The sequence below is a fragment of the Candidimonas nitroreducens genome (assembly GCF_002209565.1).
GTDB lineage: Bacteria > Pseudomonadota > Gammaproteobacteria > Burkholderiales > Burkholderiaceae_B > Candidimonas > Candidimonas nitroreducens.
Map to the genome: position 1 here is coordinate 65,821 of NZ_NJIH01000011.1, position 26,184 is coordinate 92,004.

General features: G+C 64.9%; 24 protein-coding genes and 1 riboswitch. Of the genes, 16 read left to right on the forward strand and 8 right to left on the reverse strand.

What is annotated here, in order from left to right:
• Positions 1-106: 106 nt before the first annotated feature.
• A complete protein-coding gene (locus CEY11_RS19060; RefSeq protein ID WP_088605011.1) occupies positions 107-787 on the reverse strand; it encodes an LOG family protein in 681 nt (226 codons plus the stop codon).
• On the opposite strand from CEY11_RS19060, the gene polA reads away from it, so the two are divergent.
• Positions 786-3,518, forward strand: coding sequence for a DNA polymerase I (gene polA, locus CEY11_RS19065; RefSeq protein WP_088605012.1), 2,733 nt, complete (start codon positions 786-788; stop codon positions 3,516-3,518). The genes CEY11_RS19060 and polA overlap by 2 nt on opposite strands.
• A 141-nt stretch (positions 3,519-3,659) precedes the next feature.
• Here polA and CEY11_RS19070 read toward each other — a convergent pair whose 3' ends face one another.
• Complete coding sequence (locus tag CEY11_RS19070) at positions 3,660-3,905, reverse strand: hypothetical protein (RefSeq protein ID WP_143322944.1); 246 nt, start codon at positions 3,903-3,905, stop codon at positions 3,660-3,662.
• Between the two features lie 159 nt (positions 3,906-4,064).
• On the opposite strand from CEY11_RS19070, the gene CEY11_RS19075 reads away from it, so the two are divergent.
• The 4 genes from CEY11_RS19075 to CEY11_RS19090 all read left to right on the forward strand — a co-directional run bounded on the left by CEY11_RS19075 (position 4,065) and on the right by CEY11_RS19090 (position 7,718).
• A complete protein-coding gene (locus CEY11_RS19075; protein ID WP_088605014.1) occupies positions 4,065-4,850 on the forward strand; it encodes a dienelactone hydrolase family protein in 786 nt (261 codons plus the stop codon).
• 182 nt (positions 4,851-5,032) lie between these two features.
• Positions 5,033-5,998, forward strand: a complete 966-nt coding sequence (locus CEY11_RS19080) for a threo-3-hydroxy-L-aspartate ammonia-lyase (RefSeq protein ID WP_088605015.1) — start codon at positions 5,033-5,035, stop codon at positions 5,996-5,998.
• Positions 5,999-6,432: 434 nt separating this feature from the next.
• Positions 6,433-6,855, forward strand: coding sequence for a VOC family protein (locus CEY11_RS19085; RefSeq protein ID WP_088605016.1), 423 nt, complete (start codon positions 6,433-6,435; stop codon positions 6,853-6,855).
• 65 nt (positions 6,856-6,920) lie between these two features.
• Positions 6,921-7,070, forward strand: a riboswitch (FMN riboswitch).
• A 93-nt stretch (positions 7,071-7,163) separates the two neighbouring features.
• Entirely contained in the window at positions 7,164-7,718 is a 555-nt protein-coding gene (locus tag CEY11_RS19090) for a 6,7-dimethyl-8-ribityllumazine synthase (protein WP_088605017.1), read from the forward strand.
• Here CEY11_RS19090 and CEY11_RS19095 read toward each other — a convergent pair.
• The gene (locus CEY11_RS19095; RefSeq protein ID WP_088605018.1) at positions 7,695-7,856 is read right to left on the reverse strand and encodes a DUF1328 domain-containing protein; all 162 of its coding nucleotides are present in this window, start codon (positions 7,854-7,856) and stop codon (positions 7,695-7,697) included. The genes CEY11_RS19090 and CEY11_RS19095 overlap by 24 nt on opposite strands.
• 532 nt (positions 7,857-8,388) lie before the next feature.
• Positions 8,389-8,826 (reverse strand): RcnB family protein, encoded by a 438-nt coding sequence (locus CEY11_RS19100; RefSeq protein ID WP_332888379.1) that lies wholly within the window; start codon positions 8,824-8,826, stop codon positions 8,389-8,391.
• A gap of 332 nt (positions 8,827-9,158) precedes the next feature.
• Between CEY11_RS19100 and CEY11_RS19105 the strand changes: the two genes are divergently transcribed.
• Positions 9,159-10,109 carry an aldo/keto reductase gene (locus CEY11_RS19105; RefSeq protein ID WP_088605019.1) on the forward strand — a complete coding sequence of 317 codons (951 nt, stop codon included), beginning with the start codon at positions 9,159-9,161 and terminating at the stop codon, positions 10,107-10,109.
• Positions 10,110-10,546: 437 nt separating this feature from the next.
• Positions 10,547-11,875: an MFS transporter gene (locus tag CEY11_RS19110; protein WP_198958943.1), complete on the forward strand. Its 1,329-nt coding sequence runs from the start codon at positions 10,547-10,549 to the stop codon at positions 11,873-11,875.
• A gap of 57 nt (positions 11,876-11,932) precedes the next feature.
• On the opposite strand, the gene CEY11_RS19115 is transcribed toward CEY11_RS19110, so the two are convergent.
• On the reverse strand, positions 11,933-12,238 hold the full coding sequence (locus CEY11_RS19115) for a YXWGXW repeat-containing protein (RefSeq protein ID WP_088605020.1): 306 nt from the start codon (positions 12,236-12,238) through the stop codon (positions 11,933-11,935).
• A 476-nt stretch (positions 12,239-12,714) separates the two neighbouring features.
• On the opposite strand from CEY11_RS19115, the gene CEY11_RS19120 reads away from it, so the two are divergent.
• The 5 genes from CEY11_RS19120 (at position 12,715) to CEY11_RS19140 (ending at position 17,357) form a co-directional block, all read left to right on the forward strand.
• Entirely contained in the window at positions 12,715-13,056 is a 342-nt protein-coding gene (locus CEY11_RS19120; RefSeq protein ID WP_088605021.1) for a carboxymuconolactone decarboxylase family protein, read from the forward strand.
• Between the two features lie 108 nt (positions 13,057-13,164).
• The gene (locus tag CEY11_RS19125) at positions 13,165-14,151 is read left to right on the forward strand and encodes a Bug family tripartite tricarboxylate transporter substrate binding protein (protein ID WP_088605022.1); all 987 of its coding nucleotides are present in this window, start codon (positions 13,165-13,167) and stop codon (positions 14,149-14,151) included.
• A gap of 25 nt (positions 14,152-14,176) precedes the next feature.
• Positions 14,177-15,709, forward strand: coding sequence for a class I adenylate-forming enzyme family protein (locus CEY11_RS19130; RefSeq protein ID WP_233154977.1), 1,533 nt, complete (start codon positions 14,177-14,179; stop codon positions 15,707-15,709).
• On the forward strand, positions 15,706-16,452 hold the full coding sequence (locus CEY11_RS19135) for an enoyl-CoA hydratase/isomerase family protein (RefSeq protein WP_088605024.1): 747 nt from the start codon (positions 15,706-15,708) through the stop codon (positions 16,450-16,452). Before CEY11_RS19130 ends, CEY11_RS19135 begins: the two co-directional genes overlap by 4 nt.
• Positions 16,453-16,544: 92 nt before the next feature.
• On the forward strand, positions 16,545-17,357 hold the full coding sequence (locus CEY11_RS19140) for an IclR family transcriptional regulator (RefSeq protein WP_088605025.1): 813 nt from the start codon (positions 16,545-16,547) through the stop codon (positions 17,355-17,357).
• A 110-nt stretch (positions 17,358-17,467) separates the two neighbouring features.
• On the opposite strand, the gene CEY11_RS19145 is transcribed toward CEY11_RS19140, so the two are convergent.
• The 3 genes from CEY11_RS19145 to CEY11_RS19155 all read right to left on the reverse strand — a co-directional run bounded on the left by CEY11_RS19145 (position 17,468) and on the right by CEY11_RS19155 (position 20,583).
• Positions 17,468-18,553, reverse strand: a complete 1,086-nt coding sequence (locus CEY11_RS19145; RefSeq protein ID WP_088605026.1) for a cation diffusion facilitator family transporter — start codon at positions 18,551-18,553, stop codon at positions 17,468-17,470.
• Positions 18,554-18,790: 237 nt separating this feature from the next.
• Positions 18,791-19,270: a carboxymuconolactone decarboxylase family protein gene (locus CEY11_RS19150; protein ID WP_088605027.1), complete on the reverse strand. Its 480-nt coding sequence runs from the start codon at positions 19,268-19,270 to the stop codon at positions 18,791-18,793.
• Between the two features lie 368 nt (positions 19,271-19,638).
• The gene (locus CEY11_RS19155) at positions 19,639-20,583 is read right to left on the reverse strand and encodes a LysR family transcriptional regulator (RefSeq protein WP_088605028.1); all 945 of its coding nucleotides are present in this window, start codon (positions 20,581-20,583) and stop codon (positions 19,639-19,641) included.
• Between the two features lie 97 nt (positions 20,584-20,680).
• Here CEY11_RS19155 and CEY11_RS19160 point away from each other — a divergent pair, with 97 nt between their 5' ends.
• From CEY11_RS19160 to CEY11_RS19175, 4 genes are all read left to right on the forward strand, one after another.
• Complete coding sequence (locus CEY11_RS19160; RefSeq protein ID WP_088605029.1) at positions 20,681-22,129, forward strand: aldehyde dehydrogenase family protein; 1,449 nt, start codon at positions 20,681-20,683, stop codon at positions 22,127-22,129.
• Between the two features lie 147 nt (positions 22,130-22,276).
• Positions 22,277-24,046 carry a thiamine pyrophosphate-requiring protein gene (locus CEY11_RS19165; protein ID WP_088605030.1) on the forward strand — a complete coding sequence of 590 codons (1,770 nt, stop codon included), beginning with the start codon at positions 22,277-22,279 and terminating at the stop codon, positions 24,044-24,046.
• Between the two features lie 16 nt (positions 24,047-24,062).
• Positions 24,063-25,013: a ketopantoate reductase family protein gene (locus CEY11_RS19170; protein WP_158215380.1), complete on the forward strand. Its 951-nt coding sequence runs from the start codon at positions 24,063-24,065 to the stop codon at positions 25,011-25,013.
• Between the two features lie 55 nt (positions 25,014-25,068).
• A complete protein-coding gene (locus CEY11_RS19175; protein ID WP_088605032.1) occupies positions 25,069-26,055 on the forward strand; it encodes a Bug family tripartite tricarboxylate transporter substrate binding protein in 987 nt (328 codons plus the stop codon).
• The last annotated feature ends 129 nt before the right edge of the window (positions 26,056-26,184 follow it).

Genomic DNA, 26,184 nt, shown 5'->3' on the forward strand with positions numbered 1-26,184 from the left:
GTCACCGCAGTTAGTCGCCGCAGTTAGTCGCCGCCGCCTGCCGCTGTTGCTGGCCGTGGCGCCGCCCTGCGGGCGACTCGGGTCGGGCCGGGGGCGGGGCGTAGTGCTATTCGGGCATGACTGGGGCGCAGTCGAGCTGGTCGGCGTGGTCGGCGCAGAAGGTCTGCACCAGGCTGATGGCGACGTCGATGTCGTCGGTGACCGTAAGCAGCTGCGGGTCGTTCGGGCCGATCAGGTGCAGGCCCAGCAACTGTGTGCGGATCCAGTCCATCAGGCCGTTCCAGTAGGCCGAGCCCATCAGGATGATGGGCGCCGGCGGCACCTTGCCCGTCTGCACCAGAGTAAGCACTTCGAAGAGCTCGTCGAGTGTGCCGAAGCCGCCCGGCAGCGCGATATAGGCGGCGCTGTGCATGAAAAAAGTGGCTTTGCGCGAACTGAAATAATCGAAGTGCAGACTGTGGGTCTGGTAGGGGTTGTGCACGGTTTCGTGGGGCAGCGTGATGTTCAGGCCTATGCTGGTGCCGCCGGCTTCGTAGGCGCCCTTGTTGGCGGCCTCCATGATGCCGGGGCCGCCGCCGGCGATGACCGGCAGGCCCGCCTTGGCCAGGCGCTCGCCGACCTGCTGCGCCAGGGCGTAATAGGGCGAATCGGAACGCAGGCGGGCGCTGCCGAATACGCTTACGCCCCAGCCCACATCGTGCAGGCGGTCGGCAGCGGCCTGCATCTCTGACATAATTCGGGGAATCTGCCGATCCACGGGCGTACGGACTGTTTTATTTATTGTCATGAAAAAAACCTTGTTGCTTGTCGATGGTTCCAGCTACTTGTATCGCGCTTTTCACGCGATGCCCGATCTGCGCAATGCAAAAGGTGAGCCGACCGGGGCGCTATATGGCGTTATAGCCATGTTACGAAGACTGTCGCAGGATTACAAGGCGGATTATGCCGCCTGCGTTTTTGATGCAAAAGGCAACACTTTCCGGGACGAACTGTATCCCGACTACAAGGCGCACCGTCCGTCCATGCCCGAAGACCTGGCCGCGCAGATCCCACCCATACACGAGGCGGTCGCGGCCCTGGGCTGGCCGGTGCTGGCGGTGCCGGGGGTCGAGGCCGACGACATCATAGGCACCCTGGCGCAATGGGCCACGCGCGCCGATGTGCACACCGTGGTGTCCACCGGCGACAAAGACCTGGCGCAATTGGTCGACGAGCACGTCGAACTGGTCAACACCATGAGCGGCGAACGCCAGGACGTAGCCGGCGTGATGAAGAAATTCGGCGTTGCGCCCAGCCAGATCGTCGACTATCTGATGCTTATCGGCGACAGCGTCGACAATGTGCCCGGGGTGACCAAAGTAGGCCCCAAAACGGCGGCCAAATGGCTGGCCGAGTACGGCTCCGTAGAAAACCTGGTCGCCAACGCCGAGGCCATCAAGGGCGTGGCCGGCCAGAATCTGCGCGCCGCCGTCCCCAACTTCGAATTGACGCGCAGCCTGCTCAGCCTGAAGCTGGACTGCGAGGTGCCGGGCGTCTCCGGCGATTTGTCCGAGCTGGCGCCGCGCGGCGCCGACCGCGAAGCCTTGATCGCCCTGTATGACCGCTATGGCTTTCGCACCTGGTTGCGCGAGCTGAGCGGCGACCCCGAGCGTATCCCGGCACAAGACGCCCGCATCGCCGCGCCGCCCGAGGGGGCCGCTCCCGCCGGCAGTCCTGTCGCGGTGCACTACGACACGGTGCTCGACTGGCCCGTTTTCGACGAATGGCTGGGCCGCATCGAGGCCGCGCCGCTGGTGGCGCTGGACACCGAAACCACCTCGCTGGATCCGATGCAGGCGCGCCTGGTGGGCATATCGCTGGCCGTCGAGCCGGGCCGCGCCTGCTACATTCCGCTGACCCATCGCGGCGCCGGCCAGCCGGATCAGCTGCCCATCGAGCAAGTGCTGCAGCGCCTGCGGCCCTGGCTGGAAAACTCCGCCGCGCCCAAGCTGCTGCACAATGCCAAATACGACACCCACGTCCTGTTGAACGAAGGGGTCAGGCTGGCGGGCATAGACGAAGACACGATGCTGCAGGCCTATGTGCTGGAATCGCACCGCCGCGTCAATCTGCAGGAACTGGCCGAACGCTGGCTGGGCCGCACCGGCATCACCTACGAAGCGCTGTGCGGCAAGGGCGCCAAGCAGATCGGCTTCGACGAGGTCGAGGTCGAGAAGGCCGCCTATTACGCCAGCGAAGACGCCGATTTCACGCTGCAGCTGCATAATGTGCTGCGCCCCAAGGTGGCGGCCGAGCCGGGCCTGGAAGCCATCTACCGGCTGGAAATCCGCACCTCGGCGGTGCTTACCACCATCGAGCGCAACGGCGTGCGCATCGACGCCCATGCGCTGGCCATGCAAAGCCACGAAATTGGGCGCCAGCTGCTGCAGCTGGAACAAAAGGCCTACGAACTGGCGCAGCAGCCGTTCAACCTGAATTCGCCCAAGCAATTGGGCGAGATCCTGTTCCACAACATGAAGCTGCCGGTAGTGCGCAAGACCGCCAGCGGCGCGCCCTCCACCGACGAAGACGTGCTTACCCGGCTGGCCCAGGATTACCCCCTGCCGCAGGTGCTGCTGGAATACCGCGGGCTGGCCAAGCTGAAATCCACCTATACCGACAAGCTGCCCAAGATGATCAATCCGTCCACGGGGCGCGTGCATACGCGCTACGCCCAGGCGGCCGTCATCACCGGGCGCCTGGCCTCGTCGGATCCCAACTTGCAGAACATACCGGTGCGCACGCCCGAAGGGCGGCGGGTGCGCACCGCCTTCATCGCCACCGACGGCCAGATCGTTTCGGCCGACTATTCGCAGATCGAGCTGCGCGTCATGGCGCATGTGTCGGGCGATGCCAATCTGCAGCGCGCCTTCGCCGAGGGCGAGGACATCCACCGCGCCACCGCCTCGGAAGTGTTCGGCACGCCCCTGGCCGAGGTCACCACGGAACAGCGGCGCGCGGCCAAGGCCATCAACTTCGGCCTGATCTACGGCATGGGCGAATTCGGCCTGGCCTCGGCCCTGGGCATTACGCGCGACGCGGCCAAGTCGTACATAGACCGGTACTTCGCGCGCTATCCGGGCGTCGCCGCGTACATGGCCGACATACGCGTGCGGGCCAAGGAACAGGGCTACGTCGAAACCGTGTTCGGGCGGCGCCTCTGGTTTCCGGAATTGCGCGGCGCCAACGGGCCGCGCGTGGCCGCGGCGCAGCGCGCGGCGATCAATGCGCCCATGCAGGGCACCGCGGCGGATCTGATCAAGATGGCGATGTCGGCCGTGCAGGAATGGCTGGATGCCGAACACTTGCGCACGCTCATGATCATGCAGGTGCACGATGAACTGGTATTCGACGCACCGGCCGACGAGGTCGAGCTGCTGGTGCGCAGCCTGCCCGGCCTGATGTGCAATGTCGCGCCCCTGGCCGTGCCCCTGGTCGCCGAGGTGGGCGTGGGGCCCAACTGGGAACAGGCGCATTAGGGTCTGTTCACACTAAAAGGGGAGCCGCACTGGTGGGCAAATGGGCGCCATGCGTCGTTCAGGTTCGTTGCGTGGAGCGGCCACGCGGCTTCGCCCGCGGCGGCGCCCGAGTGGCGCGGCGCAAGGGCGCCGGTGTCCCGTCTATTTGCCGTCGTCGGGCCGCTGCGGTATTTTGTCTTTGTTTTTCTTGCGCACGCTTTTTTCAGTGTAGTCCAGCATGAAGCTGATCAGCGCGAACCAGACGGCGCAGCAGGCCATCAGGAACAGCATGGGGGCGGGCCTGGCCCCGCCCTCGGTCATGAGCCACAGCGGGCGGCCGAACACCAGTCCGTAAATGAGCACGAAGAAGCCCAGCTGCAGCTTCTTGGAGGTGAGTTTGATTTTCATGGCGTTGGTGGTTCTGCGCCGTAGGCCATGCGATCGGCGCAGCAGCATGCTTCATGGCGCGGCCACCTGACCGGCGCGCATGGGATGGCTCTTTGATTCTAGCGCATTGGTTGCGCCCGGCAAGATAAAATTTGTGCACTATTTTTCCAAGGAGATGAAATGTCTTTTTCCCCCATTACCGGAGCTGCCGACACCACTTTGCACACTTCGGCCGAAGGGCTCAAGCATGGCCTGGTGGACATGCCTACCTTCGACGGCACGATCAAGGCCTATTTCGCCGCGCCGGCCGACCGTGCGCATTGCCCGGTGATACTGGTCATCCAGGAAATCTTCGGCCTGCACGAGCACATCCAGGACGTCTGCCGGCGCTTTGCGCACGAAGGCTATTTCGCGGTCGCCGTCGAACTCTATCAGCGCCAGGGCGATGCGAACGCCTATACCGAAATCCCCAACCTGGTGAAGGAAATCGTCGCCAAGGTGCCCGACGAGCAGGTGCTGGCCGATCTGGACGCCAGCGCCCGCTGGGCCGAATCGCAAGGGGCTGATGCCAAGCGCCTGGGGGTCACCGGCTTTTGCTGGGGCGGCCGCCTGGCGTGGCTGTATGCGGCGCACAACCCGGTTTGCAAGGCGGGCGTGGCCTGGTACGGGCGCCTGACCACGGGACACGGCCCGCTGCAGGTGCGCAACCCCATCGACGTGGCCGCCAGCCTGCATGCCCCGGTGCTGGGGCTGTACGGGGCGCAGGATGCGAGCATTCCCGTGGAAGACATACGCAAGATGGAAGCCGTGCTGGCTCACGGCGGCACGGCTTCCAAGGCCTCGCGCTTCGTGATTTATTCCGATGCCGGCCATGCCTTCTACAGCGATTATCGCCCCAGCTTCCGCAAGTCCGAGGCCGAAGACGGCTGGGCCAAAGCCCTGGAGTGGTTCCGCCGCTATCTCTGATAAAAGGGGGCCGGACGCGAGTTCGGCCCGCAAGGCGGGGCCCGAAGCCGGCAGGCGTAGCGGCCTGGCCGGCCAGCCTGGCCTGCGGCACGCAATATCGCTATTGGTGTGCTTGCGGGCATGCTCTCTACGCATATTGCTGCGCCTACCTCTTCCTCTTCCTCTTTCTTGTGGATCTTTCCATGGATCAGTCGACCCCGACTTATGTAGACGTCGCTGCTGCCGCCGGGCGGCTGCGCGGCCACGCGCACCGTACCCCGGTGCTGGTATCGCATACCGCCAACCAAGAGTTCGGCGCCGAGTTGTACTTCAAGTGCGAAAATTTCCAGCGCATGGGCGCCTTCAAGTTCCGCGGCGCTTTCAATGCGTTGTCGCGCTGCGACGACGAGCAGCGGCGCCGCGGCGTGCTGGCGTTTTCCTCCGGCAACCACGCGCAGGCCATTGCGCTGGCCGCGCGCGTGCTCGGCATCGAGGCCACGATATTGATGCCGCAGGATGCCCCGGCCGCCAAGCTGGCCGCCACCAAGGGCTATGGCGGGAACGTGGTGGTCTACGACCGCTATGCGCAAGATCGCGAAGAGCTGGCGCGGGCCCTGGCCGAAGAAAAAGGCCTGACCTTGATCCCGCCCTACGATCACCCGGACATCATCGCCGGGCAGGGCACCGCGGCCCGAGAGCTGTTCGAAGAGGCGGGAGCGCTCGACTACCTGTTCGTGCCTTTGGGCGGCGGCGGCCTGCTGGCGGGCTCGGCGCTCTCGGCGCGCGCGCTGTCGCCGGGCTGCAAGGTATACGGGGTCGAGCCCGAGGCCGGCAACGACGGCCAGCAATCGCTGCGCGCCGGTTCCATCGTGCACATCGATACGCCGCGTACCATTGCCGACGGCGCCCAGACCCAGCATCTGGGCAAGCACACCTTTGCCATCATCCGCCGCGACGTGCACGACATCGCCACGGCTTCCGATCCCGCCCTGGTCGATGCCATGCGATTCTTCGCGGCGCGCATGAAGATCATGGTCGAACCCACCGGCTGCCTGGGCTATGCCGGCGCCCGCGGCCTGGGCGAGGCGCTGCGCGGCAAACGGGTGGGCGTCATTCTCAGCGGCGGCAACGTCGACCTGCAGCGCTTCAGCGAGCTGCTCGCGGCCTGAGGCCGTGCCGGGGCTACACAAGGCTCCGGCGCCTGGTTCCATGGCCACTCGGGTGCGAGTGCGTACTGAATTTTCGCGGCGTTTCTTGCTTGCCTGGTGCGGCGCTTCGAAGCAGGTAAGGGTCTGAGTCGAAAGTGCGCTAGTGAAAGTACGCTAGCGCGTTTTTTATTCAGATGTTTACACCCGCCGCGCCTGTAAAGGCGCGGCATCAGGTGTGCCGTGAAAATTCGGTAAACATTTGCACCGAATTTGCTTTAGTGTATGCCCGCAAAATGTGGACGCTGTCCAGAATATTTGCTATCTTATTGTGTACGCCGTACACAATTTCTGGAATGCTGGCAGGAATATCGTGCTACGGCGCTTTGCCGCGCAACGGCAGGCGGCAAGATGTTGTCCCACTACAATCTACGCATATCCCGCTAGAGGAGCTTTCCATGCAGCTTCATCCCTACCTGTTCTTCAATGGCCGCTGCGACGAGGCGCTGGCGTTCTATGGCAAGGCGCTGGGCGCCGAGGTGGTCGACCTCATGCGCTACAAGGATGCGCCGGCCGGCGGCGACGGCGACCAATGCCCGTCCTCGGCCGGGCGCCTGGAAAAAGTCATGCACGCCACTGTGCGCATAGGCGAAACGACATTGTTCGTCTCCGACGGCAATGAAGACGGCGGCCCGCAGTTCCGCGGCTTCGGTCTGACATTGCAGGCCAGCGACGAGGCCGAGGCCCGGCGCCTGTTCGACGCGCTGGCCGAAGGCGGCCAGGTCACGGTGCCGCTGGGCCCGACCTTCTTTGCCCAGTCGTTCGGCATGGTGGCCGATCGCTACGGCATGCTGTGGCTGATTATCGTCCGGCAGCACTGACCGGGCCCTGCCTGCGCGGTGGCGCGCGTTCGTGATATATTTTTTTACGCGGCCGGGGTCGGCCGCAACGTTCTCAGGGCGGGGTGCAAGTCCCCACCGGCGGTAATTGCGCGTGCGCGCATAGCCCGCGAGCGCCCGCCGCCATGGCTGCGGGGTCAGCAGACCCGGTGCGATTCCGGGGCCGACGGTCATAGTCCGGATGAAAGAGAGCGGGTCTGCGGCCGTGTGCCCGTCCCGATGCGGGTGGGCGCCCGCGCAGTCCCACTGCGCCCTATTTATGCGTCATCGATAAATAGGAGCATCACAGCATGTGTACCCCCGAAACTTCCCTCAAGATTCCACTCGTGGACGATGCCGCTTGCGGCGCCGTCAGGGTGGCCTTCGTGCAGTCTTGCTGGCATCGAGACATCGTGGACGAATGCCGCGAAGCCTTCTGCGCAGCGCTGCGAGCCAGATCCGTGGCACAGGACACTATCGATTTGTTCGAGGTTCCCGGTGCGTTCGAACTGCCGCTACACGTCCAGCAACTGGCCCGTAGCGGACATTACGATGCGGTGGTGGCCGCCGGTTTCGTCGTCGACGGCGGCATTTATCGCCACGAGTTCGTGGCCCAGGCTGTGCTGGATGGCCTCATGCAGGTGCAGCTTGCAAGCGGCGTGCCGGTGCTGTCGGCAGTCTTGACGCCGCAGCGCTTCAATGCCCAGCCCGAGCATGTCGCATTCTTTCGCAGCCACATGCAGGTCAAGGGCGCCGAGGCGGCGCATGCCTGCATTGCGACCGTGGCTAGCCTGCGGGCGCTGCAAGGCGCGCGCCTGGCGGCCGGCGCCGCCCCTGGCGCTTCATTTGCGAAACAACCCGCGTAGCAGGGTAAGCACCGCCAGCACCAGGAAGATGTAGAACAGGATCTGGGCGATCGAGGCGGCGCCCGCCGCTATCCCGCCGAATCCCAGTACGGCTGCAATGATGGCAATGATGAAGAAAACGACCGCATAGTACAGCATGATGGCTCTCCTTTAAACGTAGCGGATGTCGGCCTGCGACATGGCGGTGCCGGCGTGATCGGCGCCGGCATTGGCGATTGAGGATCTTGGTTCTGCGCTGCGCGGACGGGTGTTTCGTTTCGAGTTGCCCTGGCTAACACTAACTGGCGCCGATCGGCGCGGTCAAGCATGTCCGCGGCAAAATGTAACTGGCCGCCGCGTGGCAGATGGCGGCTGCAGACCCGCTTCGACATAGATGCCGGCGGGCGCCTCGGGCATGCGGGAGCCGCAACATCCACTTAACAAAGAGATGCGCCTGTAACCCGAATCCGGCGTCGTCTTTTTTTCCTGGGACGGCCCGGCGCCAGGAGCGACCCCCACGCTGCGCCTGCGGCTTGCTGCCCCCTAGAAGGGGGCACTTTTTGCCTTGGGGCGGATCAAGGCAAAAAAAAACGGCCTCGTAGCCGAGGCCGTTTCCGGAGCTGGTGCGCTGGCACTCAGGTGCAGCGCGAGGGCGGCGAGACACCCGGCGGTGCGCCGGGTGTGCTCGACCTTAGTTGCTGAGTACGATCTGGGCGATGAGGCCCGTGGCGATGGCCGCGAGCACGTAGTCGCTGCCGGTTTGCACCCAGTAGTAGCCATGCGGCGGGGCGCTCAGGTGATGGGCGCGCCAGTTGTCTATGACGTATTGCCGGTTGCGGTATTCGGAGGGCAGCCGGTCGCCCTTGTAGAAGCTGTGATGCGGGCCGGCGCCGCGGCCGTGATGCTCTACCGGGTGGTGTGGCGGCGCGGCATGGTGCGGAGCCGGCGCATGGTGTGCGGGCGGCGCCGCGTGATGGGGCGGCGGTGCGCCATGATGTACAGGTGCCGGGCCGTGCTGCGGCTCCGGCTGTTGGGGCCCGCGATGGTCATAGCCTTGCGCCAGGGCGGATCCGCCCGCAAGACAGGCGGCTACGAAGGTGGAGACAAGAATTTTGCTTTTCATTTTCATGTAAAGGCTCCTGCTTTTCATGGTGCTACGATCCGTGGCGGTGCGGGGTGGTGTTGACGCCCGAAAATCCGTCATGCGGAAGGCCGGTTGGTTCCTGCCTTGGCGCTATTTGAGCACCAAAAATATTTCAAACCAATGGCGCCGCGGCATTCGTGGTTACAAAATTTGTCGCCCGCGGGCATCGGCCCCTCAGGTGGTATAAAAGAAATGCAAAGAATGCGAGGGTGGCCGGCATGGAAGCGGCTCCGGGTGTCGTGATCATGTCCGCCGTCCGTGGCCGCCAGCCGCTATTTCTCCCTTTCTCTAATCGTGGCGAAGAATAGGTGCGAACGATGCAAAAGCGCATGTTGGGCAGAAGCGGCCTGGAAATCGCGCCGCTGGTGTTCGGCGGCAATGTGTTCGGCTGGACGGCGGACGAAAAAACCTCTTGCTCCTTGCTCGATGCGTGGGTGGACGCGGGGCTGGATGCGGTCGACACGGCTGACGTCTACTCGGCCTGGGTGCCCGGCAATCACGGCGGAGAGTCGGAAACCCTTATCGGCAACTGGCTGGCGCGCCAGCCTGCCAAGCGGGGCAAGGTCACGCTCATCACCAAGGTGGGCTCCGAATTCAGCAAAGAGAAAAAAGGCCTTTCCGCGCGCTGGATCATGCAGGCGGTGGAAGATTCGCTGCGCCGTCTGCGAACCGATTACATCGACCTGTATCTGTCGCACTGGTTCGACCCCGAGACGCCGTATGAAGAAACGCTGGGCGCCTACCGGAAACTGCTCGAGCAGGGCAAGATCCGCGCCATCGGCGCGTCCAACCTGAACGCGCAGCAGTTGTCCGAGTCGCTGCAGGCGGCCGGCGACAAGAGCTTGCCGCGCTATGACGTGCTGCAGCCCGAATACAACCTGTACAACCGTGCGGCTTTCGACGGCCCTTTGGCCGAGCTCGCGATGCGCGAAGACATCGGCGTCATCACATACTCCTCGCTGGCTTCCGGCTTTCTTACGGGCAAGTACCGCTCCAAGGCGGATCTGGGCAAGAGTGTGCGCGGGGAGCGCGTGGCCAAGTATCTGGATGCGCGCGGGGCGCGCATTCTCGATGCCCTGGAGCAAGCGGCCCAGAGCCTGGATGCCAGCATGGCCGAGGTGGCCCTGGCCTGGGTCATGGCCCGCCCCGGGGTGACCGCGCCGATTGCCAGCGCCACCTCGCTCAAGCAGCTCAATAGTCTGCTGCGTTCGGTTCGCCTGGAACTCGGCCCTGCGCAGCAAGCCCTGCTGGACGAGGCCAGCCGCTGAGCCTGGGCGTGGCCAACGGCTGTTCAGCATGCTGCAAGCTTGTCGCGGGCGCCGTGGATTCTGCTGGTAAACAGGCCGGACTCGTTCTATCCTAAGCGCACCGGCGCAGGAGCGCCCGGCTGCTGCGGCTCAGGCCCGATGGCGCGTCGCGATGTCCGTTCATCGCGGCTCGTGCAGCCCACGAGGCCAGCCATCCCGATCTCTCACCGCGCAGATCCTGCGGCGGTCGTCCCATGCCGCGGGCGGGCGGCCTCGTTCGGTTCATCCGAGCGTTCAGGCATGTCCGACATGTCTACGTCCCATGCCTCGCGCCAGCTGTCTCGATGCCGGCGGGCTTCGTCATCCAGAAGTCGCAGGAGATATTCATGAGCGTTCCACAATCCGCGGAAATCGCGGCCAGGCTCGACCGGCTGCCGCCGTCGCGCACGGTCTGGACAATGGTGATATTGATATCGCTGGGCGGTGTGTTCGAGTTCTACGATTTGTTCTTCACGGGCTACGTGGCTCCCGGCATGGTGCAATCGGGCCTGTTCAAGCCCGAGTCGCTGGGCGCCTTCGCATCGCTGGAGCCCCTGGCGGTAGCCGGTTTCGGCACTTTCGTGTTTGCCACTTTTGCCGGGCTATGGCTCGGCACGCTTATATTCGGCTATGTCGCGGATCGCTTCGGCCGGCGGCAGATCTTCACCTGGTCGCTGATCTGGTACATGGTCTGCACCGCCATCATGGCGTTCCAGACTTCGGGTTTCGCGCTGAACATCTGGCGCATCATCGCCGGCATCGGCATAGGCGTGGAACTGGTCACGATCGACACCTATATCTCTGAATTGATACCCAGTGCGGAGCGGGGCCGCGCCTACGCCACCAATCAGTTCATCACTTTCCTGGTGGTGCCCGTGATCGCCTTCCTGGCCTTCGTGATGAAAGGCACGCGGCCTTTCGGCCTGGAGTACTGGCGGGTGCTGATACTGATCGGTTCCGTAGGCGCCATCGTGGTCTGGATCCTGCGCCGCCATATTCCGGAAAGCCCGCGCTGGCTGGCGCGCCATGGCCGCGCCGCGCAGGCCGACCGCATTGTTGCCGAAATCGAGCGCAAGGTGATGGCCGAGAAGGGCCTTGCGTCGCTGCCGCAGCCGCAGGCGCTGCAGGCCGAGAAAGAAGGCGAAGGATCTCTTGGCGAGATCTTCCACCCGCCCTACTTGAAGCGCACCGTGTTGTTGTCCATCTTCAACATGGCCCAGGTCATAGGTTTTTATGGATTCGCGGCCTGGGTGCCGACCTTGCTGATCAGCCGCGGCATCCACGTCACCCACAGCCTGGAATACGCTTTCATCATCGCCATTGCGAATCCGTTCGGGCCGCTGCTGGGAACTCTGTTCGCCGATCGCATCGAGCGCAAGACGCAGATCGTGGGCGGCCTGCTGATCATGGCCATCGTGATCGTGCTGTTTTCGCGCTCGTCGGCGCCGTGGCTGCTGATCCTGCTGGGCGTGTTGTTCACCCTGGCGGCCAATGTCATGTCCTATGCCTATCACAACTACCAGGCCGAGCTGTACCCGACGCGGGTGCGTGCCCGCGCGGTGGGTTTCGTTTATTCATGGAGCCGCCTGGCCGCCGCCTTCGCCGGGCTGGCGGTGGGCATGCTGCTGCATGGCTACGGGGTGCCGGGAGTGGCGGCCTTCGTCGGCGTTTCCATGCTGGTCGGCATCGTGATGATCCTGCTCGGGCCAAGCACGCGTGGCCGCGCGCTCGAGCACATCAGCCATTGAGGCCCGGGCGTGCGGCGGCCGCGGCCGGCCGAAGTTCGGCGCGGCTGCGGCCGGCCTTCAACGCCTGGCCCAATGGCCGTCGATCCAGCGCCAGCCGCGGCGGCCCTGAACCCAGTGGCCGGGGATCCAATGATGGCCAGGCCGCATGGCGCGCCAGTGGCCCGACATCCATACGTAGTGGCCGTGATCCCATCTCCAGCGGCCCTGATCCCACACATAGCCGGGCCGGGGCGCCGGCACGACCTCGACGCGCGGTGCCGGCGGGGCCGCCGGCACGATGATCACGCCCTGCGCAAAACAGGCCGAAACCGCCAGCGAGGCGGCTGCGGCGGCGGCCAGCTGTTCAAGTTTAATGAGCCTCATGCGTTTCTCCTTCATGTTTCGCGAGACCGGCTCTCGGCCTCTGTGCTATTTGAACCCAGCGGCACGGAAAATTCGCGGCTCTGACACAGCTTGGAAATAGTTTCTTGAAACGATCTGTGTCCGGTGTCGGGGCGGCCGAGTCCGGCTGCCCCACGGTTTTCCAGGGCTGGCCAGGGCTGGCGGCAATGCGTGCCGCAGCGTGCCGCTCCCCGGTGCCGGCGGCATGGCCGCGCGCGCTTTTCCGGCTTTCGCGGTACGTCTTAATTTTTTCATGAATCCTAAAATATAGGATATGAATAATAAAATTTGAATGATGAAAAATATTCCATTAGGATGCAGGCGTCTCGGCTCTGTGGAGCTGTCGCTTCCGGGGTGTGACCGCGGCTCTGCGGCCGTTTTCGGTTCGTGTCGCGCCGGGGCCGCGTGTGAGCCGTGCGGGCCATTTTTTTCTTTGACTTTTTCATAAGGACGACGTCATGTGGGTGGATTGGAAAAATACCTTGAGCAGCCTGCGCAAGGCGGCCAGCGTGTTGGCGGAAAAGAATCCGCCGCTGGTCAAGGCGTATCAGGGCCTGAATAAATCGCTGGGTGAAGGCAAGGCGCTGGACGCCAAGACCCGCGAGCTGATCGCGCTGGCGGTGGCCGTTACTACTCGCTGCGACGGCTGCATTTCCTCACATTCCGCGGCGGCGCGTCAGGCCGGCGCCACGGCCGAAGAGGTCGCCGAGGCGCTGGGCACCGCCATAGCCCTGAATGCCGGAGCCGCCTATGTCTATTCGGCTCGCGCCATGGAGGCCTTCAACCAGTTCGGAGAATGAACGGCCGGATCCGGCCGCGGTAGTCAGGTATTGAGTGTTACGTCGTGCTTTTCCCATGGATTACAGCATCGAGAGCGCAGGCTCCGATACATTACACAGGAGACATCAATGGGTAGGAAAAATCTGACAAAGCATGTGGCGGGCCTGGGCTCGTCGATGATATTGGCCGCCGCGGCGCTGCTGGGGCCGCGAGCGGCCTTGGCGGCCTGGCCGCAGGACAAGCCTATACGCATGGTCATTCCCTATGCCCCGGGCGGGGCAACGGATATTCTGGGGCGAGCCGTTTCGGACAAACTCAGCAAGCGCCTGAACCAGACCATCATCGTCGAGAACCGGCCGGGCGCGGGCAGCATGATCGGATCCGAGTACGTCGTGCGCTCGGCGCCGGATGGGTACACGCTGGTGCTGGGCAGTATCTCGAACGTGCTCAATGCCTATTTCTACAAGAATCCGCTCTATGACTTGCGCAAGGATCTCGAGCCGGTCACCCAGATCGTCACGGTGCCCAATTATCTTGCGGTCAGCAAGAAGCTGCCCGTCAAGAGCGTTGCAGATCTGATCAAACTCGCCAAGAAAGAGCCGAAGCAGCTCAGCTGCGCCGTGTCGGGGGTGGGCTCGTCGCCGTACTTGTCTTGCGAGCTGTTCAAAGTGCTGGCGGGGGTAGATGTCATCACCGCGCCCTTCAAAGGTGGAGCCCCGGCCATACAGTCGACCATGGGGGGCCAGACCACCATGGTGTTCGCCAACGAAGTCTACCCGTATATCAGCTCGGGCCAGATGCGCGGCCTGGGTGTGACCACGCTCAAGCGCTCGGAATACGCGCCTGACCTTCCCGCGATTTCGGAAACTTTGCCGTCGTACGACGTAACGGCCTGGTACGGGATCTGGGCGCCGGCGAAGACTCCGCAGGCCATAGTCGAACGCCTCAGCACAGAAGTGAACCAGGTGCTCAAGGATCCGGCCGTGCTGCAGGTTCTGGAAAAACTCGGGGCCACGCCTACGCAAAGCAGTCCGCAGGCGTTCGCCAAATATGTGAACGCCGAAATGGATCGCTGGGGCGATCTGACCAAGAAAATGAAAGTCGTACCTCAGTAATATGACGCAATACGCGGGAGCAACTGTGCAAGTACCAAATGGATCGGAGTCGAAGCAGGCCATGCGCCGCCTGGCGGATTGCCTGTCGTACTGGGCCGAAACCACGCCCGGGCAGCCGGCCGTGTCCGACGAGCGCCACGCCTGGTCGTACCGGCAATTGTCGCAAGCGGTCGACGCCGCGGCCGGATTCATGCGCGAGCAGGGCGTGCGTGCGGGCGATCGTGTGCTGCTGGTCGGGGAAAATGGCGCGACGCTGGCCGCCTTGATCCTGGCGGCTGGGCGTCTGGATGCCTGGGCGGTGCTCGAGAATGCACGCTGCGCGGCCATGGAGGTCGACGCCGTATGCGCCCACGCGCAGCCGCGCCTGGTCATCCATGTCGTGGACAATTCGTCCGCGGCGCGCGACCACGCTGCGCGGCATGGCGGCGCGGTGGTCGCCACCAGCTTCGGGGAAGTGGCGCCCGCCCGCCACGATCCACAAAGCGAGCCGCAGCCCGTGCACGAAGATCCCGCCCTGCAAGTGGCAACCATGATCTACACCACGGGCAGCACCGGCACGCCCAAAGGAGTGATGCTCAGCCATGCGAATCTGCTGCACATCGGCGCGCTCATGCGCCGCCAGCGGCACCTGACGACCGCCGACAGGGTCTACGGGGTATTGCCCATCACGCATGTCATGGGGCTTTCGTCGGGCTTGATCGGCACATTGTCGGCGGGTGCGCATATACGGCTGGTGCCGCGCTTCTCGGCCGATGCCTGCCTGCAAGCCCTGCGCGGCGACGGCATCACCATCCTGCAAGGCGCGCCCGCGATGTTCGGGCGCTTGCTTGCCGCCGCGAGCGGGGCTCCCCCGCACACAGATCTGCGCTTCATCGCCGTCGGAGGTGCTCCGCTGGATCCGGCACTCAAGGCGCAGATCGAGGCCGTATTCGGTTTGCCGCTGCATAATGGCTATGGCTTGACCGAAGCGTCGGCCTGCTGCTGGACCCGGCTCGAGGACGGCGCCCCGGATTGTTCCATCGGCTTGCCCAACCCTGGAATGGAGGCGCGCATACTGGATGCGCAGGGCGAGCCGGTTGCCGACGGCGAAACCGGCGAGCTTTGGGTGCGCGGGCCCTGCGTGATGCTGGGCTACTACCGCATGCCCGAGCGCACTCGCGAGGTTCTGCGCGACGATGGCTGGTTCAATACCCAGGATCTGGCGCGTAGGGGGCCGGACGGCCGCATACACATCGAAGGGCGCACCAAAGACTTGATCATACGTTCGGGCTTCAATGTGTCGCCGCTGGAGGTGGAGACGGCGCTCAACGCTTGCGAGGGCGTGCGCCATTCGGCCGTCCTCGGGGTCATGAACGGCGGCAACGAAGAAATTGTCGCGATCGTCGAACCCGCCCCCGGCTCTCAGCCCACCGAGGCGGCGCTGCGCAGCTTCCTGGCAGCGAGGCTCGCTCCGTACAAGCAGCCGGGCCGCATAATCTTCATGCAGAACCTGCCCACGGCTCCCAACGGCAAGGTGCTGAAACATCAACTCAAGCAGCAGCTCGGAGGCACGTTGTGAACGACGCAGTAACTTATGTATCGAAGGACGGAATTGCAGTCATATCCATCAATCGGCCGGATCGGCTGAACGCGATCGGGCCGGAGGTGGAAAAGGGCCTGGCCGAGGCCTGGGTGCGCCTGCGCGACAGCGATGAAGACCGCGTCGGCATCTTGACCGGAGTGGGCGACAAGGCCTTTTCGGCGGGCAAGGACATGAAGTCCAGCGCGCCGCCGGACTACCGCAGCTTCACCCCCGGTGTCGGGGTGTTGATAGAAAAGCCGCTGATCGCCGCGATCAGCGGCTGGTGCATCGGAGGAGCCATCGTGCTGGCGCAGATGTGCGATTTGTGCGTGGCCACCGAAGATGCCAAATTTACGTATCCGGAGGCGAAGATGGGGTTCGCCGGCGGCATGATCGCCTCGCTGGCCTCGCGCATTCCTCTCAAGGTGGCCATGGAGCTGATGCTGCTGGGCGAGGTCATCGACGCGCGGCGCGCCTACGAGGTCGGCATGGTCAACCGCCTGGTGCCGCCGGGCCAGCATATGGACGAGGCCATGAAGCTGGCGCGCCGGCTGGCCGACAATGCGCCATTGGTCATGACCATGCTCAAGCGCTTCGCCGCGGCCACGGTGCCGCAAAGCCCGGTGGAGGCGGCGGGGCATGCCTGGCGGGAAAACGAAAGGGTGTTCCGCAGCGGCGACTTCCAGGAGGGCCTGGACAGCTTCACCCAGAAGCGCAACCCGCGGTTCACCGGAAAGTAGCCCGCGTCCGGCTCTGGCGGCGGGGGCATGGGCAGACGGGCACGATTGCGGACGTGCTATCGTCTCTGCATCGCAAATCGGGGTCTGCACAGATGGACAAAACTTTATTGAAAGGCCTCATGGTTCTGGAGGCCGTCACCGACGTCGAGCACCCGCCGCGCACAGTCGACGAGCTGGCCGCGGTGGTGGGCCTGACCCGCAGCAACGCCCATCGCACGCTGCAAACGCTCATCCATGCGGGCTATATCGCCCGCGACGAGCGTGGCGGCGGCTATCGCGGAACCGTGCGCCTGTTCGAGCTGGGAGCCAGGCAACTGGCCCAGCTGGACATACGCAAGCTCGCCACGCCCCTGATGCAGGCACTGGCCGACAAGACGGGCGAAACAGTGCACCTGTCGGTACTGGACGGCTTCGATGTGGTGTACATCGACAAGATCGATTCCCCCCAGCCGATACGCGCATATTCCATGGTCGGGGGGCGTGCGCCCGCCTATGCCGTGGCCACCGGCAAGGCCTTGCTGGCCTATCAGTCGGATGCATATATCGATAGCTACGCCAATGCCCTGGTGGCGCATACCCGCGCAACACTTACCAGCCTGGAGGCGCTGCGCGAAGATCTGAAGCGCGTGTTCAAGCAGGGCTACGCCGTAAACCGCGGCGAGTGGCGCGAGGGCGTAGGAGGCGTGGCGCGCGTGGTGTTCAACAATCTGGAGCAGCCCGTGGCCGCGGTCGGCATATCCGGGCCGCTGGATCGCCTTACCGCCGCGCAAGTCAAGCGTTTCGCGCCCGAAGTCGTGGGATGCGCCACCGCCATGTCGCATGGCCTGGGCTATCGCGAAGACTTGCAGCGCAGTCCGGGCAGCGGCGCGGCGACCTCCGCGGTACGCAGCCGCCGCAGCCAATGACCGGGTGCCGCGGGTCTTGCCTGGTGTAGGCCTGCGGGCCGCGCGGCGCCGTATTGACGCCGCCCTTTGTTTGCCGCCTCTTGTCGCTGCCTCTTGTCGCCGCCTTGCCTTTACCCGCAGCAGCGCTCGGCGGCTTTGTCGGCGTCGCAGCAGCCGTCTTCTTCGATCTGCACGGTTACGTGCGTGATGTCGTAGCGCTCGGCCACGCGCTTCCTGACCGCGGCCACGATTTCGTGCGCCTGCGCGTTGCCGCTGGGCACTACGTGCACCGTCAGCAGGTGCTGGCCCGAGGTAATGGACCATACGTGGATGTGGTGCGCATCGCGGATCTGGGCGACATTCTGTTCCAGGTCGGCCTTGATGTCGGCGATGCTGATGCCGGCCGGCGTGCCCTCCAGCAATATGTGGCCCGAAGAGCGGATGATCTGCCAGGCGCCGCGCAGCACGATAAGCGCCACGAAGACGGATAGTATGGGGTCGATCGGCACCCAGCCCGTGCCCATGATGACCAGCGCCGCGACGATGGCGGCGGCCGAGCCCAGCATGTCGCCCAGTACGTGCAGCAGGGCGCTGCGCATGTTCAGGCTGTCGCGGCTGCCGCCGTTGAGCACCAGGAAGGCGGCGATATTGGCGGCCAGGCCGGCGCAGGCGACGATCAGCATGGGCACGCCCATGACGGCCACAGGTTCGAAGAAGCGTTCGATCGCCACGGCCACGATCCATAGCGCGATCAGGAACAGCGCCAGGCCGTTGACGAAGGCGGCCAGGATTTCCATGCGGCGGTAGCCGTACGACAGCTGTTCGGTGGCCTGGCGCCGGCCCACGCGCAGGGCGAACCAGCTGAAGCCCAGCGCGGCGGCATCGCTGACCATGTGGCCGGCGTCGGCCAGCAGGGCCAGCGAGCCCGAAAGCAGGCCGCCGACCACCTCGACCACCAGGAACACGACGATGATGCCGAAGGCCAGAACGACGAGGCGCTCGTCGGTTACGCCGGCGCCGTGGCTATGTCCGCCGGGGCCATGGTGATGCCCGGCATGGCCGTGGGCGTGGCTGTCGCCCGCGTCATGGCTTGCCCCGGCACGGTCGTGATCGTGCCTGGCGCCCGGTTCTCCGGTGTGTTCATGGCCGTGGCCGTCTTCGCACTGATGCTCGTGCCGGTGTCCGTGTTCTGCGCCGGTATGGCTGTGCTGATGCATGCGTCTGGCTCCGCCCGCTGCAGGACTGGCCTGCATTTCCGGGGCCTGTGGTTGGAGCCATTATTGTATGCTGCCGGGCCGGGCCGGGCCGGGCCGAGCCGAGCTCAGCTCAGCGGAGCCCAGCCGAGCCCAGCCGAGCCCAGCCGAGCCCAGCCGAGCCCAGCCGAGCCCAGCGGCGGCCGGCCCGGCCGCCGCGCGGGGCGCTTGCCGGACGGCCCGAGCGGGGTTCGGCCCGGATCAGCTCAGGCCGGCCTTGTCGAGGCCGAAGGCGTCGTCCGCCGAGCCCGGCACCGCGCGAAAGGCGACCGAAAGCCGGTTCCAGCCATTGATGGCGACGACCAGGAAAGTGATGTCGGTGATTTCCGGCTCGGAATACACCTCGCGCATGCGCGCATAGCTTTCGTCCGGGATGCCGTGCGGCGGCAAGTGGGTAACGATTTCCGTCCATTCGAGCGCGGCGCGTTCACGCGCGTCGAACAGCGGGGATTCGCGCCACACCGCGACGTGGTGCAGCCGCAGCTCGCGCTCGCCGTGTATTTTCGCTTCCTTGACATGCATATCGACGCAGAACGCGCAGCCATTGATTTGCGAGGCGCGCAGGAAAATGAGGTCTTTCAGCTTCTCGGGCACCGGCCGGTCTTTCAGCGAGTTGCTGAACTCCTGGTATTTTGCGGCGACCGCAGGCGATTGATGGAAATAATTCAGACGTGCACTCATGCTTGAGGTTCCTTTGATAGGGCTGTGCGGCATGCCGGACGATATCTCCCGGAAGCCGCATGATGGCCTTTGCCTGGCCGGCGCAAGCTGCTTTGCGCATAAATGAGAGGAAGCCGCGGCTTCCCCGCAAGAACGCCGCTACATGCCGCGAAGCCAAGCATCGCATACGTATCATGCAAGCATATGGCCTGTACAGAAAGTGCCAAGAAGTGCCTTTTGTATTGGGCCATGATGCCGGAGCGGCGCATGGGAACCGCCGAAGGCTGGCGCCTCGCATTGCGAGTGGGCCGTTGCGTCCATGTGCGCCGGGCGCCACGGCAGCATCGCCCCGTTCGGCCAGGTTCGTCCTTCAGCTTTACACAGCCCCTTCAGCTTTGCGCAGCGTAGGGATAGATCCTTTCCCTATGGTCGGCTATGACTTCCCGCAGCGCCTGGGTGAATGCTTCGAGCACGGCCGGTTGTTCACGCCCGCGCTTCATGATGAGTTGGAAGCCTAGCGATAGTACGGGGTCGGTCAGTAGCGCCGTGGATATCTGGGCCTCCATGCCTACCGGTGCGACGAACGAGGGGATGATGGTGGGGCCGACCCCGGCCGCGGCCATGCCTATCAGGGACTCGAGCCGGTTCATCCTGATTCCGTCCGAGCGTTTCACGCCACAGGCGGCGCGGTGCTTGTTGACCTGCTCCTGAAGTTCCATGTGCGGCTGCATCTCGACGAAGGGGACATCCGGCAGCTCGTCCCAACGCAATTGCCTTGCGGCTTTGCCGTGAGTCTTCGCCCGCCAGGGCGCGGTGCGCGATTCGAGATAGATAAAGTCGAACTCGAACAGCGTGCGTCGCGAGACCTCGGGAATGCGGCGGGGGAATACGCCCAGCCCGCAGTCGAGTTCGCCGCTGCGCACGCGCAATTCCACCTCGGGCTTGGGCAGGTCATGGATGTGTAGATCCAGCGTCGGCTGCGTGCGGCGCAGCATCATGTACACCTTGGGCATGACCGTGGCCGAGAATATGGGCGGCACGCCCACCCTCAAGGTGCGCCGCCGCTTTTCGGAAAGCTGGCTTAGGACGGGGGCGATGGCCTCTACCTCGTCCACGACCTGCTGGGCAACCGGCACCAAGCGCTGGCCGGCCGCCGTCAGGCGTACCGAGCGGGTGGTGCGCTCGAACAGGCGGCAGGACAACTGGCTTTCCATGTCCTGCATCATCAGGCTCAGACCGGGCTGGCTGATGTGTACGCGTTCCGCCGCACGCGTGAAGCCGCGCGTTTGCACGATGGCGAGGAAGGCCTTGAAATGCCGGATCGTTAGATTCATAAGGAACAGAAATCAATAGATATTAGATATATATTAGACAAATCAAGGGATAGATTCTAGAGTTCTCGCAGCAGACAAGAACACCTTAGGAGATCCCATGAGCGTTGCCAGCCACTATATAGACGGCCACTGGGTCGACGCCGTCGGCGGCACCGCTGTCCTGGGCGATTCGTTCAATCCGGCCACGGGCCTGGCGGCTGCGCGCTATGCCGATGCCGGGCTGGCCGAGGGCGAGGCCGCCATCGCGGCCGCCAGGCGCGCCTTCCAGTACAGCGCATGGCGCCGCTCGCCACGGCTGCGCGCCGATGTGCTGCTGCGCTTCGCCGACCGGCTGGAGGCGCGCAAGGACGAGGTGGCCGACTGGCTGGTCACCCTCAACGGCAAGCTGCGCAGGGAAGCCGTGGGCGAGATTCTGGGGGCGGCGTCCGAGCTGCGCTATTACGCCGGCCTGGCGCGCAACCTGTTCGGCCGGATCGCCGAGATCGAGCCCGGCTGCTATACCTCGCTAGAGCGCGAGGCCGCCGGCGTGGCCGCCATTATTCTGCCCTGGAACGCCCCGATCATCTTGTTGGCGCGTTCCCTGGCACCGGCGCTGGCGGCGGGTTGCACCGTGGTCGTCAAGCCGGCATTCCAGACCGCGCTGGCGCAAAACCTGGCGCTCGAATGCCTGGTGCAGGACGAACGCATTCCGGCTGGTGTCGTCAACTCGGTGATCGAGTCGGGGTCGACGGTATCCCAGCTGCTCTGCACCTCGCCCGAGGTGGACGTGGTGAGCTTTACCGGCTCTACCGCCGTGGGCAAGCGGATCGCGCAGGCCAGCGCCGGCACGCTCAAGCGCTTGTCGCTGGAGCTGGGCGGCAAGTCGCCCGCTGTGGTGTTCGCCGATGCCGCAGACGAGCGCAGCGTCGCGGGCATCGTGGCCGGCAGCCTGATCCAGGCGGGCCAGCAATGCACAGCGATCAGCCGCGTCCTGATCCAGGACAGCGTGTACACCGACTTCACGCGGCGCCTGGCCGAGGCATATGGCGCGGTGCGCGTGGGCCCCGGCAACGACCCCCGCTCGCAGATGGGCTGCCTGATCGACATAGCCAATCGCGACCGCATCGCCGGCTTGGTCGAGCGCGCCAGCGCCGTCGGCGAGGTGCTGGTGCAAGGGCGCGTCCCCGGTGGCGAGCTGGCGCGCGGCGCCTTCATCGAACCCAGCATGGTGGCTGTCGAAGATTTGTCCTCCGACTATATACAGCGCGAGCTGTTTGGCCCACTGGTGGTGGTCGAACGCTTCCGTGACGAGGACGAAGCCATTGCCCGCGCCAATGCGACGCGCTACAGCCTTGCCTCGAGCGTCTGGACGGCCGACGCGGCGCGCAGCCGGCGCATGGCTGCCCGCATGCGGTTCGGCACCGTGTGGGCCAATACTCACAACAAGCTCTTTGCCGAAGCCGAGACCGGCGGCCACGCCGACAGCGGCTACGGGCGCCTGCATGGGCAGGAAGGCCTGAACGATTTCCTGGAAACCAAGCATTTCTACTATGAATTACCGGCCTAGCGCCGTGCCCGGGAAATTCGTACCCGTGAACTCGATGGATGCGCGTGGCGGATTTCTCCTTCGGGGCGCTGGAGCCCGGCCGCTACGGGCGGATCTTTCTTGATGCATCGCCGGCCGCGGCTTTCGACCGCGGCGATTGGAGACATAATGAACCAAGCCGCATCGTCTGCTGCGGTGGCGGCCCCGGCCTTGTCCGGCGAGCCGCGCAGCACCGCGCATTACTTTCTCGAGGGCCTGAATGACGTCGGCGTCGAGTACATCTTCGCCAATCTGGGCACCGACCACGTCGAGCTGATCGAGGAAATGGCCCGCTGGCAGCGCGAAAGCCGGCCGCTGGCGCGCATGATCCTGTGTCCGCACGAAACCGTCGCCATACACATGGCTGCGGGCTACGCCGCCATGACCGGCCGCGGCCAAGCCGTGATGGTGCATGTCGATGCCGGCACGGCGAATGCCGCCATGGGCATGCACAATATGTTCCGCGGCCGCCTGCCGGTGATGCTGATTGCGGGCAAGGCGCCTTACACCATGCGCGGCGAATTGCCCGGCTCGCGCGACAACTATGTGCATTTCGTCCAGGATCCATTCGACATCGGCAGCCTGGTGCGGCCTTATGTGAAGTGGGAATACACCCTGCCATCGGGGGTCGTGGCCAAAGAGGCGCTGCGCCGCGGCCACACCGTCATGCACAGCGATCCGCCAGGCCCCGTCTATGTGAATCTGCCACGCGAGACTTTGGCCGAGGAATGGCGGCCCGAGCAGGTGCGAGGCTTTCCCGCGGACGGCTACGGCGCAGTGGCCGTGGGCGGCATCGACCCGCGCCAGGCCGAGGCCATCGCGCGCCGCTTGATCGGCGCGCGCAACCCGATTGTCGTGACCTCTTATCTGGGCCGCAAGGCGCACGCGGTGCGGGCGCTGCAAGCCCTGGCGCAGCGTTGCGGTGTGCGCGTGTACGAATTCATGCCGACATACATGAACGTATCGCGCGACCTCGCCTGCTTTGGCGGCTTCGACCCCAAGCCGGGGCTGGCCGACGCCGACGTGGGCTTGTTGCTGGATGTGGACGTGCCCTGGTTGCCCAAGTTCGCCAGCGCCCGTCCGGACACGCACTGGACGCACATCGATGTGGATCCGGTCAAGCGCGATTTCCCCATGTGGGGATTCTCTACCCATACGCGGCTGCAGGCAGATTGCGGCCGCGCGCTGGAACAGGTACTGGAGGCGGTCGAACAACTGGCGACACCGGAATTCGAGGCGCACGTGGCACGGCGCATTGCCGGCTGGCAGCAGCCCGACGCGGCACGCCGCGCAGCGTTGGCACGTGCGGCCGAGGCCCCGGGTGCCACGGGCGCGATCTCGCCGCATTACCTGTGCGCCACGCTGGGCGCCGCTTTGCGGCAAGACGATGTCGTCGTCAATGAGGCCATCCGGAATTCTTTGGCGGTACTCAATCAGATACGGCGCACCGAGCCTCTGACATTCCTGGGCTGTGCGGGCGGCGGCCTGGGCTACAGCGGCGGGGTGGCGCTGGGCGTGAAGCTCGCCCGGCCCGCAAGCCGCGTCGTGCAGATCGTGGGAGACGGCGGCTTTCATTTTTCGGCGCCCACGGCGGTCTATGCGGTGGCACAGAACTATCGCCTGCCTATCCTGACGGTGGTGCTGGACAATGGCGGCTGGCAAGCCGTGAAAGAGGCCGTTCTGCGTGTCTACCCGGATGGCGAGGCCATGGCCGGTAACGAATTCCAGGCCCGCTTGGCAGGCGAACGGCGCCGCTTCGACGAGGTGGCGCAGGCCTTTGGCGCGCACGGCGAGCAGGTTGTGGATCCGGCCGAACTGCCGGCCGCCGTGCAGCGCTGCCTGAATGCGCTGGATCGCGGCCAGGCGGCGCTGCTCAATGTCCGGATCGGGCAGATTTAGCGCCGGGGCCTGCATCATGTCCCATCGACCCCGCATCCTGGTAGTGGGCTGCGGCGCCATGGGCGGCATCTTTGCCGCTCATCTGGCGCACGTGGCCGAGGTGGCCGTACTGGATACGGATGCCGCCCACGTGGCGGCGATGCGCCGCGACGGCCTGCGCATTGAGGGTGGCGAGGACAGGGCGGCCGCGCTGCGCGCCGAGACCGGCGCCGCGGCACTGCATGGCCACGTATTCGACGTGATCTTGTTCCTGGTCAAGTCCGGCCATACGGCCAGTGCTCTTGCGGAGCTGCGGCCGCTGCTGGGTAACGAACCGCTGCTGGTCACCTTGCAGAACGGCATGGGCAACAGTGAAATTCTCGAGACCGGCTCCCACTGCAAGGTATTGCGGGGCGTGGTGCTGGATGCCGGGCGCTACTTGGGCCCGGGCCGTGTCGAGCACCTCATCCGCGGCAACACCACCTGGCTGGGCCCGACACGCGGCACGGTCGGCGACTGTGCCTGGCTGGCCGACGTATTGAACGCAGCAGGCTTGCCCACCCGTACCCTGGCCGACCCCATGGACGCGGTCTGGTCGAAGCTCGTTTTCAATTCCGTGATGAACCCTATCGGTGCACTGCTTTTGGGAGTCAACGCCGCGCGCTACGGTTCGCCCGAAATATGCGCGTTGATAGACGATATGGCCGCGGAATGCACACAGGTCGTGCGAGCCCTGGGTGGACGGTATGCCTTCGATCCCTTGACGCTGGTAAAGGAGACACGCGCCGGCCTGCGCCCCGTGACGCGGCATGCCGGATCGATGGCGCTGGACATAGCGAACGGCGCGGCCACCGAGATAGACGAGCTGACCGGCTACATCGTACGTGAAGGCGATCGTTTGAAAGTGCCGGTGCCGGCCTGCCGCACCGTTTACCGGCTGGTGAAGGGGCTGGAAGCCGCGCGTGCCTGGCAGTTGCGGCAGCCATGACTGGCCCGGAACGGGGCGGCGCGGCGGCCCCGCAGAACATTCAAGGAGACTTTGCATGAAACATTCCATTTTCTTCCCGCGCCGCTTCGGCGCGCTGGTGCTGGCGCTGGCCTGCACGGGCGGCGTCGGCGCCGCGCAGGCGCAGGAAGGCTATCCATCACATCCCATCACCATCGTGGTCGGCTACAGCGCCGGGGGAGCGAACGACATCCTGGCGCGCATCCTGGCCAGCAAGATGTCCGACATACTGAAGCAGTCCGTCATCGTCGAGAACAAGCCGGGTATTTCGTCTATTGTGGGCGCCACTTATGTGGCTAGGGCCAAGCCCGACGGCTACACGCTGCTGATGGGCGCCAGCGGGCCGATTTCGTTCAATCCGGCGCTCTACAAGTCGTTGCCGTATTCGCCCGACAAGGATCTGGCACCCATCTCGCAAGTGGGGATCTTCCCGCTGGTACTGCTGACCCAGGCGGCCAACAAGCAGACCGCCACCCTCGAAGGGCTGAAAGCCTATTCCAAGGCCCATCCCGACAAGTCCAACTACAGCGCCAGTTCAGCCTCGTTCCAGCTGATGACGGAACTGTTCAAGAAGCAGACCGGCACGCAGTTCGTGCATATTCCCTACAAGGGCAGCATGAACTCGATCAACGCCGTGGGCACCGGAGACGCCACCATGACGCTGGTGGATATCGGGCCGGCCACGGTGGGCGTCAAGGGCGGCCGGGTACGCGCACTGGCCGTGACATCGGCGCGGCGCGCGCCATATCTGCCGGACGTCCCCACCATGAAAGAGCTGGGCATAGACATGGATGTGCAGCTGTGGAGCGGGCTGTTCGCCCCCGCGGGCACGCCGCCCGCCGTGATCCAGAAACTGGCGCGTACCGTGCATGACGCCATACAGGCGCCCGATGTACGCAAACGCATCGCCGCGCTGTCGATCACCCCCACGAGCGATACCCCGGCCGAATTCGCGGCGCTGATTGCCAAGGAAATCCCGATGTGGAAGCGCGTGGCTAGGGAGGCGGGCGTCAAGCCCAATTGAGCGGCGCCCGCTTGAACGGCGCCGGCGGCCGCGCGCCGCCGGTTCCATAGGCGGCCGACTTCATCGATGCTGCATCGGCCGCACGCCGGCGCGGCGATAGGAACATCTTTTCATACAGGAGCACGACAC

Excerpts from the sequence above, each read along its gene's own strand:
- polA (WP_088605012.1), top strand. The coding sequence starts at position 786 with ATGAAAAAAACCTTGTTGCTTGTCGATGGTTCCAGCTACTTGTATCGC.
- CEY11_RS19060 (WP_088605011.1), bottom strand. The coding sequence starts at position 787 with ATGACAATAAATAAAACAGTCCGTACGCCCGTGGATCGGCAGATTCCC.
- CEY11_RS19070 (WP_143322944.1), bottom strand. The coding sequence starts at position 3,905 with ATGAAAATCAAACTCACCTCCAAGAAGCTGCAGCTGGGCTTCTTCGTG.
- CEY11_RS19075 (WP_088605014.1), top strand. The coding sequence starts at position 4,065 with ATGTCTTTTTCCCCCATTACCGGAGCTGCCGACACCACTTTGCACACT.
- CEY11_RS19080 (WP_088605015.1), top strand. The coding sequence starts at position 5,033 with ATGGATCAGTCGACCCCGACTTATGTAGACGTCGCTGCTGCCGCCGGG.
- CEY11_RS19085 (WP_088605016.1), top strand. The coding sequence starts at position 6,433 with ATGCAGCTTCATCCCTACCTGTTCTTCAATGGCCGCTGCGACGAGGCG.
- CEY11_RS19090 (WP_088605017.1), top strand. The coding sequence starts at position 7,164 with ATGTGTACCCCCGAAACTTCCCTCAAGATTCCACTCGTGGACGATGCC.
- CEY11_RS19095 (WP_088605018.1), bottom strand. The coding sequence starts at position 7,856 with ATGCTGTACTATGCGGTCGTTTTCTTCATCATTGCCATCATTGCAGCC.
- CEY11_RS19100 (WP_332888379.1), bottom strand. The coding sequence starts at position 8,826 with ATGAAAATGAAAAGCAAAATTCTTGTCTCCACCTTCGTAGCCGCCTGT.
- CEY11_RS19105 (WP_088605019.1), top strand. The coding sequence starts at position 9,159 with ATGCAAAAGCGCATGTTGGGCAGAAGCGGCCTGGAAATCGCGCCGCTG.
- CEY11_RS19110 (WP_198958943.1), top strand. The coding sequence starts at position 10,547 with ATGGTGATATTGATATCGCTGGGCGGTGTGTTCGAGTTCTACGATTTG.
- CEY11_RS19115 (WP_088605020.1), bottom strand. The coding sequence starts at position 12,238 with ATGAGGCTCATTAAACTTGAACAGCTGGCCGCCGCCGCAGCCGCCTCG.
- CEY11_RS19120 (WP_088605021.1), top strand. The coding sequence starts at position 12,715 with ATGTGGGTGGATTGGAAAAATACCTTGAGCAGCCTGCGCAAGGCGGCC.
- CEY11_RS19125 (WP_088605022.1), top strand. The coding sequence starts at position 13,165 with ATGGGTAGGAAAAATCTGACAAAGCATGTGGCGGGCCTGGGCTCGTCG.
- CEY11_RS19140 (WP_088605025.1), top strand. The coding sequence starts at position 16,545 with ATGGACAAAACTTTATTGAAAGGCCTCATGGTTCTGGAGGCCGTCACC.
- CEY11_RS19145 (WP_088605026.1), bottom strand. The coding sequence starts at position 18,553 with ATGCATCAGCACAGCCATACCGGCGCAGAACACGGACACCGGCACGAG.
- CEY11_RS19150 (WP_088605027.1), bottom strand. The coding sequence starts at position 19,270 with ATGAGTGCACGTCTGAATTATTTCCATCAATCGCCTGCGGTCGCCGCA.
- CEY11_RS19155 (WP_088605028.1), bottom strand. The coding sequence starts at position 20,583 with ATGAATCTAACGATCCGGCATTTCAAGGCCTTCCTCGCCATCGTGCAA.
- CEY11_RS19160 (WP_088605029.1), top strand. The coding sequence starts at position 20,681 with ATGAGCGTTGCCAGCCACTATATAGACGGCCACTGGGTCGACGCCGTC.
- CEY11_RS19165 (WP_088605030.1), top strand. The coding sequence starts at position 22,277 with ATGAACCAAGCCGCATCGTCTGCTGCGGTGGCGGCCCCGGCCTTGTCC.
- CEY11_RS19170 (WP_158215380.1), top strand. The coding sequence starts at position 24,063 with ATGTCCCATCGACCCCGCATCCTGGTAGTGGGCTGCGGCGCCATGGGC.
- CEY11_RS19175 (WP_088605032.1), top strand. The coding sequence starts at position 25,069 with ATGAAACATTCCATTTTCTTCCCGCGCCGCTTCGGCGCGCTGGTGCTG.